This window comes from Pseudemcibacter sp. (assembly GCF_965661635.1).
Taxonomy (GTDB): Bacteria; Pseudomonadota; Alphaproteobacteria; order Sphingomonadales; family Emcibacteraceae; genus Pseudemcibacter.
Genome location: NZ_CBFIEP010000178.1, coordinates 1 through 14,416 on the forward strand (window position 1 = coordinate 1; position 14,416 = coordinate 14,416).

The following is a 14,416-nucleotide window of genomic DNA, read 5'->3' on the forward strand; positions in this document are numbered from 1 at the left end:
CAACTACCCATGAAGTGTATCAAATTTGATCAGCACATTATCTTGAATTTATCGCCACAAATGCGCTAATGTGATTCGGTATTAAAGATAAAATATAGGAAAAAAGATGAGCAAATTTCACCGCAATAAGAAAAAGAAAAAAGACCAAAGCAGTGACAAAAGACTAATCATCATCCTTTGTGTTGCCGGCCTTCTCGCTATCGCTTTTCTTGCTAGTGTGTCATAATTCCAACGAACCAATATAAAAAGGATGATTAAGAACATGCTGAATAGAAAGATAAATAATTAATGATACGACTTGGGGTCAAATTTGGGGGTTTACTGGTATCGCTTGCTCTTCTTTCGGGGTGTATCAACGGTTATCAGGGAAATTCTTATACATCCTATATTGACCCTTTAACGGCCGATAATGTAGTGCCCTTGGCAGAGGGAGAAAAACCAAAACTGATATTCAGCGAAGATATCGAAGCGGATAAAGAAAAATATTTAAAACTTGGTTTCGTTATTATTGGCGAGTCTGAATTTGAAAATACAAATGAAGTTAGATTTCCAAAGCGTAAAATCGACAGCCATGCAAACCGTGCAATTGGTTACGCAATGAAAGTTAAAGCAACTCATATTCTATATTTACGAAAAAAAATTAGTGAATACAGTGAAACCACCGTTAAAGACGGAAAATATGAAACTCAATTTTTTGAAAGATTTCAAAATATTTCCGTTTATATGGTTAGGAGGCGAGTTTAATGAGAGGGGCGTCGATTGTTTTTTGTTTTTGTAAGTTAGGTGGTGTTTAGATGAGTTTCTATAACAGGGCGCTTGTTGTGGTTTTGGGATTGCTCGCCATCTTGTTTGGGCCATTTTTGTTACTTTATAGTGGAGTTTCGTTTCATGCGAATAAGGATGAAGATATGGTGCCGGATCCTACTTTGATCGAGTTTACATTAAGTGGAACAGGACAGGATACTATTTTTGAAATCCCACATTATTACTTTGAATATGAACCATATGCTGAAAATGTTAAAGAATTTACGCTTGAAATGCGCTTACCTAACCTGACACCAGAATCTGTTGTGAAATACGAGGCTAAGCGTAATGGGATTCCAGAAGAAGAGCAGAACGAAGCATACGTCCAATCTTATTTAAGGGTTGTTGTCAGTGCTAGTAAAAATAACGTGGTCTATAAAAGATTGGAAAGTTCTATTCTGCCTGAAGAAGTTAGAGAAACGAAGAGTTTTGAAGAGGTTTTTGACCTCTATTATTTAGGAACTAAAATGCACGATATCTCTGGCAATGGTATTTTGAGTAAAGTTGGGGTTGCGTACGGTAAAGATAAGCAAGACAAAATATATGAATTAAATAATCCAGTTTCAGAATTTTACGTTCAAAGAAGGTTTCATGATGATGTTGGTTTTTATATCCGTTGTTCGTTGTTGCAAAAAATAAAGTTTTGCGATCTCGAGAAGGATTTTATGACAGAAGATTTAAAAATTCAAATTCGTTTCTTTAATCAGAATTTAAAAAACTAGAAAATTCTGGATAAAAAGATAAACGACTTTCTAAAAAGGCATATGAAAATTAAACTTGGGAATAGATAATGGACACGCTACAAGAAATTAATCAGGCGATAATAGATAATAAAGATCGTTGGGCGCAACTTGTAAATAGTGGGGAAAGGACTACTTTTTATAAAAAATAATGTCATAAATAACCATGCATAAAAAAGGGCGCAAAAAGCGCCCTTTATAGCATTATATAATTCTTTATTTTCTAAGTGCAGCCTGCGCGGCAGCGAGCCTTGCGATTGGAACGCGGTATGGCGAGCATGAAACATAATCAAGTTCAGATCGATGGCAAAATTCAACTGATGCCGGATCACCGCCATGTTCACCACAAATACCGACCTTTAGACCGTCATTGGTATTTCGACCACGCTCAACACCAATTTTTACCAATTCACCAACACCGTCCTGATCAAGACTTACAAACGGATCTTGATCATAGATATCCGCTTTTAAATAATCATCCAAGAAGCGTGCACTATCATCACGGCTGATGCCGTATGTAGTTTGTGTTAAATCGTTGGTTCCAAAGCTAAAGAATTCAGCGTGTTTTGCAATTTCACCCGCTTGAAGTGCCGCACGAGGTAATTCAATCATCGTGCCAACCATATATTCAAGTTTTTCACCCGACCCGGCGATAATTTCATCCGCTAATTTACAGATTAGCTCACGTAATATTTCAAGTTCTTTCGCTGAGCCAACAAGAGGCACCATAATTTCCGGTATCACGGCCTCGCCTAATGTTTTTGAAACCTCAAGCGCCGCTTCAATAATGGCGCGTGTTTGCATTTCATAAATTTCTGGGAAGCTTATTCCAAGACGACAACCACGATGACCAAGCATTGGATTAAATTCGTGAAGTTCCTCAGAACGTCTTTTTAAGAATGCCATATCAACACCCATGGCATTGGCAACGTCAACGAAATCTTCTTGCTTATGCGGTAAAAATTCATGCAGCGGCGGATCAAGCAAACGAACTGTTACCGGAAGCCCTTTCATGATCGTGAAGAGCTCAACGAAATCATTACGTTGATGAGGAAGAAGTTTCTCTAACGCCTTACGGCGACCTTCTGCATCAGCCGACATAATCATTTGGCGCATGTTAATAATACGCTCCGCATCAAAAAACATGTGTTCAGTGCGACATAGGCCAATGCCCTCCGCGCCAAATTCACGGGCCGCAGAAGCATCAAGAGGCGTTTCAGCATTGGTTCTAACTTTAAGAGTACGTTTCGTGTCAGCCCATCCCATAAGTTCACCAAAATGACCACCAAGTTCAGGTTTAATGGTCGCAACTTGACCAACCATAACTTCACCGTTACCACCATCGATGGTTATAATATCATGATTTTTAACAACACGACCATCAACCGTAATTGTACCTTCTGCCATATTAATATGAAGTGCCCCTGCACCAGACACACACGGACGACCCATACCACGGGCGACCACCGCCGCATGTGACGTCATGCCGCCTCTGCTGGTTAAAATACCACGTGCAGCGTGCATTCCATGAATATCTTCAGGGCTTGTTTCTATGCGTACAAGAATGACGTCTTTACCGTCTTTTGATAGTATCTCTGCTTCATCAGCAGTAAATACCACCATGCCGCTAGCCGCGCCCGGGGACGCGGGAAGACCTTTTGTTAAAACGTCACGCACCGCATCTGGATCTAATGTCGGATGAAGCAGTTGATCTAAAGCGCCCGGCTCAACCCTTAATAATGCTTCTTCGATATTGATGATGTCATCATGAACCATTTCTACAGCGATTCTTAGGGCGGCTGGCGCCGTTCTTTTTCCGCTTCGGGTTTGTAAAATCAAAAGTTTCTTTTGCTGCACCGTAAATTCAATATCCTGCATATCACGGTAATGCGCTTCTAGCTTCTGAAAGACTGATGCCAGTTCATTATAAACTTCCGGCATGCTTTCTTCCATAGACGGCATATCTGATCCGGCAGCAATTCGTGATTCTTTGGTAAGGTTTTGCGGCGTGCGAATACCGGCCACCACGTCTTCACCTTGCGCGTTGATAAGATATTCACCGTAATAGGCATTTTCACCAGTTGACGGGTCACGAGTAAAGGCAACGCCCGTGGCACAATCATCACCCATATTACCAAACACCATCGATTGAACATTTACGGCCGTACCCCAAGTATGCGGGATATTATGCAAACGCCGATAAACAAACGCACGTTCAATCATCCATGATCCGAATACCGCATCAATAGCGCCCCAAAGTTGCTCATTCACATCTTGCGGGAATGGATGACCAAGTTCTTCTTCTGCTTTGGCTTTAAAATCACCAGCGAGCTGCTTCCAATCTTCTGCTTCAAGTTCTGTATCAAGAATAAAGCCATTTTCTTCTTTATGAATTTCAAGCAGTTCTTCAAATAAATAATGCTCAACGCCAAGAACCACATCGGAATACATTTGAATGAAGCGGCGGTAGCTATCATATGCAAAGCGTTCATCACCACTTTTTTTCGCTAAAGCTTCAACGGTCACATCATTAAGTCCAAGATTAAGAACGGTATCCATCATGCCTGGCATAGAAACGCGCGCACCAGAGCGAACCGAAACCAGAAGTGGGTTTTCTTCGTCGCCGAATTTCGCCCCAACCGTTTTTTCAATTGTTTTAATGGACGCCTCAACCTGCGCTGCTAAATCAGCTGGATACGTGTTATCGTTATCATAGTATGCGGTACAAACTTCAGTTGTGATAGTAAACCCTGGTGGAACTGGTAATCCTAAATTTGACATTTCAGCCAAATTTGCCCCTTTTCCGCCAAGCAAGTTTTTCATGGATGCTTCGCCTTCAGCTGCCCCATCACCGAAATTATAAACCCATTTTGTCATTTTAAACTTAACCTTCTATTTTAGAAAATTCGACCACCGAATTCATGGTTGTTCTAATATGTGATAATAATTGAAGTCTGCTTTCCCGCTCTGACTTGTTGTCACTATTAACTGTAACTTTGTCAAAAAATGAATCGATTGGTGTACGTAATCTGGCTAAGGCTGTCATCGCAATTTCAAACTCTTCTCTTTTTAGAGCATCAGATGTTTTTACGGTAACATCATTGAGCGTCGCAAATAGTGTTTTTTCTTCTTCCATTGTTAATTGGTCGAGCACTATATCACCATCAAAGTTAACGCCGTCTTTATTTTCTTCGGCTTTAAGAATATTTACTGCTCTTTTATAGCCCGCAAGTAAATTTTCCCCATCATCGGTCACAACGAAATTTTGCAATGCTTCCGCCTTTGAAAGCATTTTCACAAAATCCCAATTAAATTCAGCGCCTATAATATCATGACGAATATTTCTATCTTTTGCATAGACTTTCAAACGGTCCCAGAAGAATTTTAGAAGATCATCAATTTCAAAATTCAAATCATAGGAAGATGCTGATTTTAAAATGACCTGATCAAGATCAATGCGAATATTATTTTCTGTGATCAATCGAATGATGCCGAGTGAAGCGCGTCTAAGCGCAAAAGGATCTTTGGAACCCGTTGGTTTTTCATCAATTGCAAAGAAACCAACAAGTGTGTCAATTTTTTCAGCAAGTGCTAAAGCAATGCTAACAGGTGCTGAAGGACAACTATCGGTAGGCCCTTTCGGTGAATAATGATCGGCGATAGCATCGGCGACTTGATCGTCTTGACCTTCGGCGAGTGCAAAATATTTCCCCATCAAACCTTGAAGTTCGGGGCATTCATCAACCATGCCGGTTACGAGATCAGATTTAGAAAGCTTTGCCGCCAATTTTGCTTTTTCAACTTCCGCAGAAATGAGTTCTGCAATATATCCTGATAAACCTTCAAGTCTTTTAACGCGAGCACCAACGGTGGCAAGCTTTGCATGAAAGACAATATCATTCAGGGCTGGTAGATGGTCAGCAAGTTTATATTTTAAATCCTGATCCCAGAAAAATTTTGTGTCACTTAGGCGCGCGCGCAGAACACGTTCATTTCCGTCAATTATTTTGGCGCCATTATCTTTTGTTTTCATGTTGGAAACAAAAATAAACTTATTAGCAAGATTGCCATTGTTGTCTTTTAATGAGAAATATTTTTGATGCGTTCTCATCGCCGATGTTAACGCTTCGGGTGGTACATCCAAAAATTCTTCATCAAAGGACCCCATTAGCACGACAGGATATTCTGCAAGTCCCGCCACTTCACCAAGAAGTGTTTTATCTTCCACAAGTGTAAGTCCTGCATTTTTGGCTAACTTTTGTGCTTCACTATCTATATTTTCAATTCTCTCAAATCGATCAAGAACGACATAGGCATTTTTAAGAGCCTCATTATAAGACGTGAAATCATTTACGGTAATTTCAGCAGGTGCCATAAAACGGTGGCCACAGGTTTTATTGCTTGAATTGATACCATCAATTTCAAAATCAATGATATCGCCATCCATAATACATAGAATACTATGTAGAGGGCGAACCCACCGAAGCGATCCCGCGCCCCAACGCTGAGATTTTGGCCATGGGAAATTACGAATAATTTCAGGCATAAATTCTGCAATCACATCACTTGCAGGGCGTCCTTTTTGATCAATGATGGCAAATAGAAAAGTGCCTTTTTTATCTTCTCTTTCAACAAGGTCTTCACGCGCGATACCAGCCACGCGCAAAAAACCTGCAATTGCTTGATCTGGTGCATCAGCGCGCGGTCCACGGCGTTCTTCTGATACATCTGGCTGCACAGAAGCAAGATCGGTGATTGATAAAACCAATCGGCGTGCAGTCACATATGACTTAACACCGTCGAAAGTCAATTTCGCATCATTCAATTTTTCTGTTACAAGTTTTTCAAGATCATCTGTCGCCTTTTGCTGCATGCGTGCAGGGATTTCTTCAGAGAATATTTCAAGTAAAAATTCAGCCATTATGCTTGCTCCCCAATTGAAGAGAGGTAAGCTTCACAACATGCCTTAGCGAGCGCACGGACGCGTCCGATATAGGCCTGACGTTCCGTGACACTAATCACACCACGGGCATCCAGAAGGTTAAACGCATGCGAAGCCTTAATACATTGGTCATAAGCCGGCAGCGGATAAACACCCTTATTCAATATATTCTGACATTCTGCTTCTGCGTCTGCGAAATGACGAAACAATGTATCCGTATCAGCAATTTCAAAATTATAAGCGGAAAACTCTTGTTCATTCTGTAAGAAAACTTCGCCGTATTTAACGCCTTCGGCATTCCATTTTAAATCATAAACTTTATCTATGCCCTGAATATACATCGCAAGACGTTCAAGACCGTATGTTAATTCACCCATAACAGGTTTACAGTCAAATCCGCCAACTTGTTGGAAATAAGTGAACTGACTAACTTCCATACCATCACACCAGACTTCCCAACCAAGCCCCCAAGCCCCTAATGTTGGGCTTTCCCAGTCATCTTCTACAAATCGGATATCATGCTGGTTGCTATCAATACCAAGGACTTCTAAGCTTTTAAGGTAGAGTTCTTGGATATTATCCGGTGACGGCTTTAAAACGGTTTGAAATTGATAATAATGCTGAAGTCTATTTGGGTTTTTACCGTAACGTCCGTCCGTCGGACGGCGGCAAGGTTGAACGTATGCAGCCTTCCACGGTTTGCTTCCAAGAGATCTTAACGTTGTCGCAGGATGAAAGGTTCCGGCCCCCACCTCAAGATCATACGGTTGAAGAATAACACACCCTTGCTCCGCCCAATAGTGTTGCAATTTCAAAATTAAATTTTGAAAACTATTATCGTCTTGAATATCACCACTCATCAAGCTGGATCATCCCGTTAAAAAATATTGAAAATCTGCGGCAAAACTACCGACCTCACCTCTTTAGGTCAAGGGTAGATATTATAAATTCAGCATTCTCTTAAAATGATACAGTTTACATTAAAAGTTAAGGTTAATATTTTACTAAAAAGTGCAATAATTTCAGCAAATTACATATTACAAACCGAATCGGCCCCATTCACTTCGTGTCTCTAACGTTTTAATCACATCATCGGCAATAGATGCTTTATTCATATGCATTCCCAGCATTCCTTTTAAGAAACCTTTTTCTTCTTTAATACGTTTGAATTTTACATCATCACCAAGCTTGTCTTTCATGACGCTTCGCATATCGCCAACGCCATCGATCAAACCTAACTTTGTGGCCTCTTCACCGTTCCAAACTTGACCGGAAAATAAGGTTTTTTGTACACCTTTTAATTTGTCACCACGTGCCTCTTTAACGAATGCTTTAAAGAAATCATGCACTTCTTTTAAAAGTGCTTTCATTAGTTTCACGTCTTTCTCAACTTCAGGCTTAAATGGATCCATTAAGGATTTGCTTTCACCTGCCGTATAAACCCGGCGCTCAATGCCTAATTTTTCAATTGCACCTGGATATCCAAACCCGGCATTAATCACACCGATACTGCCCACAATTGAAGCCTGATGTGCGTAAATTTCATCTGCCGCTAGTGAGAGCATATATCCACCAGAAGCGGCCACATCTTCTGCAAATGCATATACAGGGATATCTTTTTCTTTTGATAACTCACGAATGCGCATAACGATTAACTCAGATTGCACAGGAGATCCTCCGGGTGAATTGATCGTCAGCGCTACTGCCTTGGCATTATAAACCTCAAATGCGGCTGTTATTTTCTCTTCTAAATTCGCTAAATTAATCGCACTACTAAATCGACCCGATGAGCCAATAACGCCTTCAAGCGGTAAAACTGACACAACTGGCGCAGGGTTGGCGAGTGCTTCTATCGGTAGTTTGGACAGAAAATTTCTTATTGCTTTTTTCATTTATGATCTTCTTTTTTATTTTGTAATGTATAATCCGTGAGCATGTCGCAGAATATTTTCCGCCTCATCACTGTATTCTCCATCTGATTTATGCACGATCAACCCTGATTTCAAGGATAAAAGGCCTTTTGCTCCTTTTTGAGCCCTAATTATTACGCGATTGGCATTATCACCTTGCTTAGAATATAAAGGATAAACAATGACGGAACCGCATTTATCATTTAATGCTGTTAAAATATCATCCAAACGATCCGCACGGTGCACCAAAGTTATGTATCCTTTGGGTCTTAATATTCGAACTGAACGTTCAATCCATACTTTTAAATCATCCATTGCTTTACCGTGGGCTAGTGCTTTGGTTTGATATGGTGATGTGGTCACACTTCCTTTATCATAATAAGGTGGATTGCTTATGACATGGTGGTAACTGTTTGGCTCTAATTCGATGTCGTTCGCAAAGATATCGCCTTCAAAATATTTAATGATATTATTTGAAAATTGTGATGCATTTTTTATCGCCAAATCCATCAAATCTTTTTGCATTTCAACTCCATGCAAAGTCACATTAGTTGATTTGTCTTTTATACGTTCCCATAGACAGCATAATATGGCGCCTGACCCCGCCCCCATATCCAAAACTCTTTGATTGTTTTGCGGATTAATCGTGGCTGCTAAAAAAACACTATCACTGGTAACTCGATATCCTTTAGCGGGTTGGTTTAGGTTTATTCGCCCACCTAAAAAATCGTCGCATGTTGTTTCAATATTCGTCATGTTTTTAAATCAACGTCATTTTCTAGGTTTTCTTGGCGAATCAGCCTTATGGCTCGACTATGGGCATTTTCATCTACCATCACGCGACTTTGGATGCCGCCTATGCCACCGCCAAGTAAGCTCGCATGTCCACCCAAAACCACATAATTAATGTTTTCCCCGTCTAAAAGGGCGGAAATGCGGGAAATCACGACTGGGTTATCACTAAAAAACAGGTCTTTCAAAAAAGTTTATCCTTTTTTGTCTGGTTTATCGTTTGTATCCTTGCCAATATGCATTGATACGACTATTTTGCTCAAGCAATTATGTAACTTACTTTTATGGGCTACAACAGGAAAAAGCACCGTGGGAATTGTAATAAATTTAGAAGACGAGAAAAAAGACAAAGGTAAAGAGGCACTAGAAAACCTCCTCGAGCTTGTCCAAGACGACCTTGATAAGGTTAACCAAAAGATCCTTCTAAAGATGCAGAGCCCCGTTGCCCTAATTTCCCAGTTAGCCGGCCATCTTATCGCGTCAGGCGGAAAACGTTTAAGACCAATGTTAACGTTAGCAGCAAGCCGTCTTTGCGGCTATGAAGGCGACCGTCATATACAACTGGCTACTTGTGTTGAATTTATTCACTCGGCTACTTTGCTTCATGATGATGTTGTTGATAAAAGCGATCTTCGGCGCGGTGAAGATACGGCAAATGCCATTTGGGGTAATAAAGCAAGTGTCCTCGTTGGTGATTTCTTGTTTAGTCGGTCATTTGAATTAATGGTTGAGGATGGTTCACTCGAAGTTCTGAGAATTTTATCAAGCGCATCATCGATCATCGCTGAAGGCGAAGTCATGCAATTGGTAACAGCAAATGATACGGACACCACCGAACATGCCTATATGGAAGTCATATGCGCGAAAACGGCGGCTCTTTTCGCAGCAGCTTGTGAAATTGGCGGCGTTATCGCCGAGCGACCAAAATCAGAATGCCAAGCACTTATGAGCTATGGTCAAAATCTTGGCATCATTTTTCAACTTATTGATGATGTGCTTGATTATTCCGCCGAGCAAAAGACACTCGGAAAATCTGTCGGTGATGACTTCCAAGAAGGTAAAATCACATTACCGATTGTTCTTGCCTTTAGAAGAGGTACGGATGAAGAGCGGGAATTTTGGAAAAGAACAATGGAAGATCTTGACCAAAAAGACGGTGATTTGGAATATGCGATAGAATTAATGGAAAAACATAACGCGTTAACAGATACAATTGAACGTGCACGTCATTATGGCAAAATCGCTTGCGATGCACTTGCTATTTTTCCTGATACTCAACATCGTAAAGCCCTAACTGGTATCATTGAGTTTTGCATCAACCGAGCTTATTAGAACATGAGAGATTTCGCGCCGCCTTACGGCGAAATAGAAGTCATTTCAAACAATATCAGACGCATCACCGCTAATAACCCTGCACCTTTCACTTTTAAAGGAACAGGTACATATATCATTGGACATGGCAAGGTCGCTGTGATCGACCCTGGTCCAAATATATCTGAACATATCAATGCGGTTATTAATGAACTTAAAAATGAAACTATTAGCCATATATTGGTAACCCATAACCATCAGGATCATTCGCCCGCCGCCATCCCACTTTCAAATAAATGTGGTGCAAAGATATATGCGGCAAATGTTGATGATCAAATATATTCAGATCATAAAATTGAAGAAGGCATTGATAAAACATTTAAACCCGACATAGTAATCAATCAGGGTGATATTATTGAAGGTACTGATTGGACAATGGAGGCAATACATACGCCCGGCCATTTATCAAATCACTATTGTTTTTCTTACATAGAAGAAAAAGCGCTTTTCACCGGAGACCATGTGATGGGCTGGTCTACTTCCATTGTTTCTCCACCGGATGGTGATATGCAGGATTATATGGATAGCTTAGAAAAGCTCTTAAGTCGCGATGATAATATTTATTATCCCACACATGGCTGGCCGATTGAAAACCCTCAGCAGTTCGTAAAGCAGCTTCTAGGACATCGCCTAAGACGAGAAAAAGAGATTATTAGAGCGATTGAAAAAGGCGCACACACAATTCATGAAATTTTGCAAAGTATATATGTCACGATAGATGAAAAATTATACCCTGCCGCTGCCAGAACGATTTACGCCCACCTTATTCGTTTGGTCGCAATAAAAGTGGTTCATTGTGATGAAATTCCAAACGAAAATTCAAAATATTTCATCCAATAAAAAACCCCGCTAGCATGACCAGCAGGGTTATTAAAACATTTATCTTTTAAAAACTTAGTGAAGTTTTTCGTCAAGCTTTTCAGTACTTGATTTAATCAAGGCTTCATGATCAGCTTTCTTCAAATTGGCTTCTATAAGATCACGGGCTGCGTTTGTCGCTACCTGCACTGTTAAAGAACGAATTTCTTTTAACGCGGAAGCTTCGGCTTGAGCAATTTTCTGCTCCGCAACTTCACTTCGACGTTTAGTCGCTTCTTCCATTTGTGCTTTGCTATCAGATACCATTAATTTTACTTCGGCTTCTGCATTCGCAATCATATCCGCCGCTTGCTTTTCTGCATCACGTTGATCACGTTCATACTTAGCAAGTAAACTTGCCGCTTCTTCACGAAGGTTTTTGGCATTTTCCAATTGCTCTTCGATTTCGTTCGCACGATCATCGAGCATTTTGGCAAAAATGGCCGGTACTTTTTTCCAAATGATAAGGATGAAAAATACCGTAATCGCAAGAGACACCCATGTTGCCGGGTCCGTTAGGAAAGTTACATGTTCTTCCATTAACCGTCTCCCTTTAACACATCATCAGTTTTAGCGTTAACTGCTTTTGAAACAGCTTTGGCATCTAGCTTAAGGCCAGATATTTGAGAGACAATATCTGCGCAAACATCAGCTGCAACATTGCGAACTTCGCCAAGTGCTTTTTCTTTAGCTTCGTTGATACGCTTTTGCGCTTCATCCGCTTTCTTAGATAAGGCATCAGAAAGTTTTTGGTATTCTGCATCAGCTTCTGCTTTAAGCTTTTCACGTTTACTTAAAACGATCGCCGCAGCGTTGTTACGCGCATCTTCTTGCGATTTTTCAAAAGCTATACGTGCTTCTTCTGCTTTCGCTTGAAGTTTTTCTGCATTTGCCAAATCATCCGTAATGGTGTCTTGACGTCGCTTCAACACTTCCGAAATCTTTGGTGCCGCACTGCGAGCAATAAAGATGTAAAGTGCTGCAAAAACAACAAATAACCAAAATATCTGTGGTATAAATACCGCTGGATCTAATTGTGGCATGGTTTCCTCCTTGATCCTTTATAAGGGATCAGGCCTGATCATTAATAATCTTGAGTTTTCGTTAGTTAGATTATTATACGAACAGGATAATAAAGGCGATAACCAGACCAAAAAGGCCTGTTGCTTCTGCAAGCGCAAAACCAAGCATAGCTTGACCGAATACCGGACCAGCTGCAGATGGGTTGCGGATCGCTGCAGATACGTAGTTACCAAAGATCACACCAATACCAACACCAGCACCGATAAGAGCTGTACAAGCAAGACCAGCACCAATGTAACGAGCAGCTTGAACATCAGCGTTTGCTGCAAGAGTTGCGATTTCCATTTCCATTTTATTTTCCTTTAATTATGAAAAGTTCTTAGTCATTAAATTAATTATTATGTTCCATAAGCCTTAGTGCATATGGAGAGCATCATTTAAGTAAATGCAGGTCAACACCGCAAATACATATGCTTGCAAGCAAGCAACAAGTAGTTCAAGTCCGGTTAAAGCAACGATAAATGCAAATGGTACAATTGAGCCAACTGCAAGAACACCACCAGCCGCCGCTAAGCTAACAACAAACCCGCCAAATACTTTAAGCATAGTATGCCCGGCAACCATGTTGGCGAACAAACGAACAGAAAGGCTGATTGGACGTGATAGATAAGATACGACCTCAATCACGACAAGAAGCGGTAAAAGAGCAACTGGAGCATCGCCCGGAACAAAGAATTTTAAAAAGCCAATACCGTGCTTAATAAAGCCGATAATCGTAACACCGATAAAGATGAAAAACGCCATCGCAAAAGTAACTGCAATATGACTTGTAACAGTAAACGCATGAACCCAAGGAACCATACCAATTAAGTTAGCCGCAAGGATGAACATAAAGAGCGTAAACACAAACGGGAAATATTTACGGCCATCAGGACCTGCCGTATCACCAAGCATTTTCGCTATAAACTCATAGCACATCTCTACACTGGATTGCCAACGCCCTGGGACGAGAGCTGTTTTGCGCATTCCACCAACCATGAAAAACATAATTGTTAGTAGTGTAATTGCCATATAAACGGCTGAATTTGTAATTGAAATATCGTAACCAGCCACTTCTAGCGGTACAATTGTGTTGACTTCAAACTGTTCGAGCGGGCCTGCCACTGTTCTTATCCTTAAGTCTTAATCATCATCTTCATTATACGTATTGCTTGGCGCCAATTGCTTTGCAGCACGCATAACATTCATAATTCCTGCCGCGGCACCGATCATGATTAAAATAATCATCAACCACGGCTTTGTATTCAACCACTGGTCTAAATACCAGCCAAAAAGCACACCCACCAATATTCCGGCGACCAATTCCGCAACCAACCTTGTGGCGATCCCGTAAGTAGTTGCTTCTCTAAACCCGCGAGACTCTTTTGGTTCATTTGCCTCGCGTGCTGCGCTTACCCGGGCGCTTAAATCATCAAGGTTAGCCTTCATTTCATCCGACTTTTTTCTGTCGTCAGTCAAAGGCAGCTCCTGAATTTATTCGAATATATAAGTCCATAAAGAAGTCACATATCCACACCCTTAAAATTGAGTGCAAGATAGTTTCAGACGTGTTCGCTGTCAAGCACCAAAAAGCACTCATTTTTCATCCAAAATTGCATTTATAAGTTATTGATTTTAAATAATTTTTATGAACTGTTTTTTTAAAGCATTATCTTAAAATTATATTACGCGTTCTGAAAATGAGAATCCCCAACTCGATCGCGTATTTTTTCGGCGCTCTCAAGATCAACAGATACCAGTTGAGAAACGCCTCTTTCTGCCATTGTAACACCGAATAATCTGTTCATGCGGCTCATGCTAATTGCATTATGCGTCACAATTAGAAAACGTGTTGATGTTTTTTTATTCATTTCATCCAATAGATCACAGAAACGTTCAACATTGGCATCATCAAGCGGGGCATCAACCTCATCCAA

At 40.6% G+C, this 14,416-nt stretch carries 16 protein-coding genes; 4 read left to right on the forward strand and 12 right to left on the reverse strand.

Features of this window, described 5'->3' with window-relative positions; genetic code table 11:
* The first annotated feature begins 288 nt into the window (after nucleotides 1–288).
* Together ACTF6W_RS11670 and ACTF6W_RS11675 are read left to right on the forward strand one after the other, a co-directional pair.
* On the forward strand, nucleotides 289–744 hold the full coding sequence (locus ACTF6W_RS11670; RefSeq protein ID WP_438994722.1) for a hypothetical protein: 456 nt from the start codon (nucleotides 289–291) through the stop codon (nucleotides 742–744).
* Between the two features lie 50 nt (nucleotides 745–794).
* Nucleotides 795–1,526 carry a hypothetical protein gene (locus ACTF6W_RS11675; protein WP_438994723.1) on the forward strand — a complete coding sequence of 244 codons (732 nt, stop codon included), beginning with the start codon at nucleotides 795–797 and terminating at the stop codon, nucleotides 1,524–1,526.
* Between the two features lie 234 nt (nucleotides 1,527–1,760).
* On the opposite strand, the gene ppdK is transcribed toward ACTF6W_RS11675, so the two are convergent.
* The 6 genes from ppdK to ACTF6W_RS11705 all read right to left on the reverse strand — a co-directional run bounded on the left by ppdK (nucleotide 1,761) and on the right by ACTF6W_RS11705 (nucleotide 9,376).
* On the reverse strand, nucleotides 1,761–4,421 hold the full coding sequence (gene ppdK / locus ACTF6W_RS11680) for a pyruvate, phosphate dikinase (protein WP_438994724.1): 2,661 nt from the start codon (nucleotides 4,419–4,421) through the stop codon (nucleotides 1,761–1,763).
* A gap of 7 nt (nucleotides 4,422–4,428) precedes the next feature.
* A complete protein-coding gene (gene glyS / locus ACTF6W_RS11685; RefSeq protein ID WP_438994725.1) occupies nucleotides 4,429–6,465 on the reverse strand; it encodes a glycine--tRNA ligase subunit beta in 2,037 nt (678 codons plus the stop codon).
* A complete protein-coding gene (locus ACTF6W_RS11690) occupies nucleotides 6,465–7,346 on the reverse strand; it encodes a glycine--tRNA ligase subunit alpha (RefSeq protein WP_438994726.1) in 882 nt (293 codons plus the stop codon). Before ACTF6W_RS11690 ends, glyS begins: the two co-directional genes overlap by 1 nt.
* Nucleotides 7,347–7,523: 177 nt before the next feature.
* Nucleotides 7,524–8,378 (reverse strand): S49 family peptidase, encoded by an 855-nt coding sequence (locus ACTF6W_RS11695; RefSeq protein WP_438994727.1) that lies wholly within the window; start codon nucleotides 8,376–8,378, stop codon nucleotides 7,524–7,526.
* 15 nt (nucleotides 8,379–8,393) lie between these two features.
* Complete coding sequence (locus ACTF6W_RS11700) at nucleotides 8,394–9,152, reverse strand: tRNA1(Val) (adenine(37)-N6)-methyltransferase (protein WP_438994728.1); 759 nt, start codon at nucleotides 9,150–9,152, stop codon at nucleotides 8,394–8,396.
* Nucleotides 9,149–9,376 (reverse strand): putative signal transducing protein, encoded by a 228-nt coding sequence (locus ACTF6W_RS11705; protein WP_438994729.1) that lies wholly within the window; start codon nucleotides 9,374–9,376, stop codon nucleotides 9,149–9,151. Before ACTF6W_RS11705 ends, ACTF6W_RS11700 begins: the two co-directional genes overlap by 4 nt.
* Before the next feature lie 121 nt (nucleotides 9,377–9,497).
* On the opposite strand from ACTF6W_RS11705, the gene ACTF6W_RS11710 reads away from it, so the two are divergent.
* Both ACTF6W_RS11710 and ACTF6W_RS11715 read left to right on the forward strand, forming a co-directional pair.
* On the forward strand, nucleotides 9,498–10,520 hold the full coding sequence (locus ACTF6W_RS11710; protein WP_438994730.1) for a polyprenyl synthetase family protein: 1,023 nt from the start codon (nucleotides 9,498–9,500) through the stop codon (nucleotides 10,518–10,520).
* Nucleotides 10,521–10,523: 3 nt separating this feature from the next.
* The gene (locus ACTF6W_RS11715; RefSeq protein ID WP_438994731.1) at nucleotides 10,524–11,399 is read left to right on the forward strand and encodes an MBL fold metallo-hydrolase; all 876 of its coding nucleotides are present in this window, start codon (nucleotides 10,524–10,526) and stop codon (nucleotides 11,397–11,399) included.
* Nucleotides 11,400–11,453: 54 nt separating this feature from the next.
* Here the strand turns inward: ACTF6W_RS11715 and ACTF6W_RS11720 are convergent, their stop codons facing one another.
* The 6 genes from ACTF6W_RS11720 to ACTF6W_RS11745 form a co-directional block, all read right to left on the reverse strand.
* Nucleotides 11,454–11,957, reverse strand: coding sequence for a F0F1 ATP synthase subunit B family protein (locus tag ACTF6W_RS11720; protein ID WP_438994732.1), 504 nt, complete (start codon nucleotides 11,955–11,957; stop codon nucleotides 11,454–11,456).
* Nucleotides 11,957–12,460: a F0F1 ATP synthase subunit B family protein gene (locus ACTF6W_RS11725; RefSeq protein WP_438994733.1), complete on the reverse strand. Its 504-nt coding sequence runs from the start codon at nucleotides 12,458–12,460 to the stop codon at nucleotides 11,957–11,959. The genes ACTF6W_RS11720 and ACTF6W_RS11725 overlap by 1 nt, the downstream gene beginning before the upstream one ends.
* Nucleotides 12,461–12,533: 73 nt before the next feature.
* On the reverse strand, nucleotides 12,534–12,785 hold the full coding sequence (locus ACTF6W_RS11730) for a F0F1 ATP synthase subunit C (protein WP_438994737.1): 252 nt from the start codon (nucleotides 12,783–12,785) through the stop codon (nucleotides 12,534–12,536).
* 69 nt (nucleotides 12,786–12,854) lie between these two features.
* On the reverse strand, nucleotides 12,855–13,604 hold the full coding sequence (locus ACTF6W_RS11735; RefSeq protein ID WP_438994734.1) for a F0F1 ATP synthase subunit A: 750 nt from the start codon (nucleotides 13,602–13,604) through the stop codon (nucleotides 12,855–12,857).
* 18 nt (nucleotides 13,605–13,622) lie between these two features.
* Nucleotides 13,623–13,958: an AtpZ/AtpI family protein gene (locus tag ACTF6W_RS11740; RefSeq protein ID WP_438994735.1), complete on the reverse strand. Its 336-nt coding sequence runs from the start codon at nucleotides 13,956–13,958 to the stop codon at nucleotides 13,623–13,625.
* 206 nt (nucleotides 13,959–14,164) lie between these two features.
* On the reverse strand, nucleotides 14,165–14,416 hold a 252-nt coding region (locus ACTF6W_RS11745; protein ID WP_438994736.1), incomplete at its 5' end, for a hypothetical protein.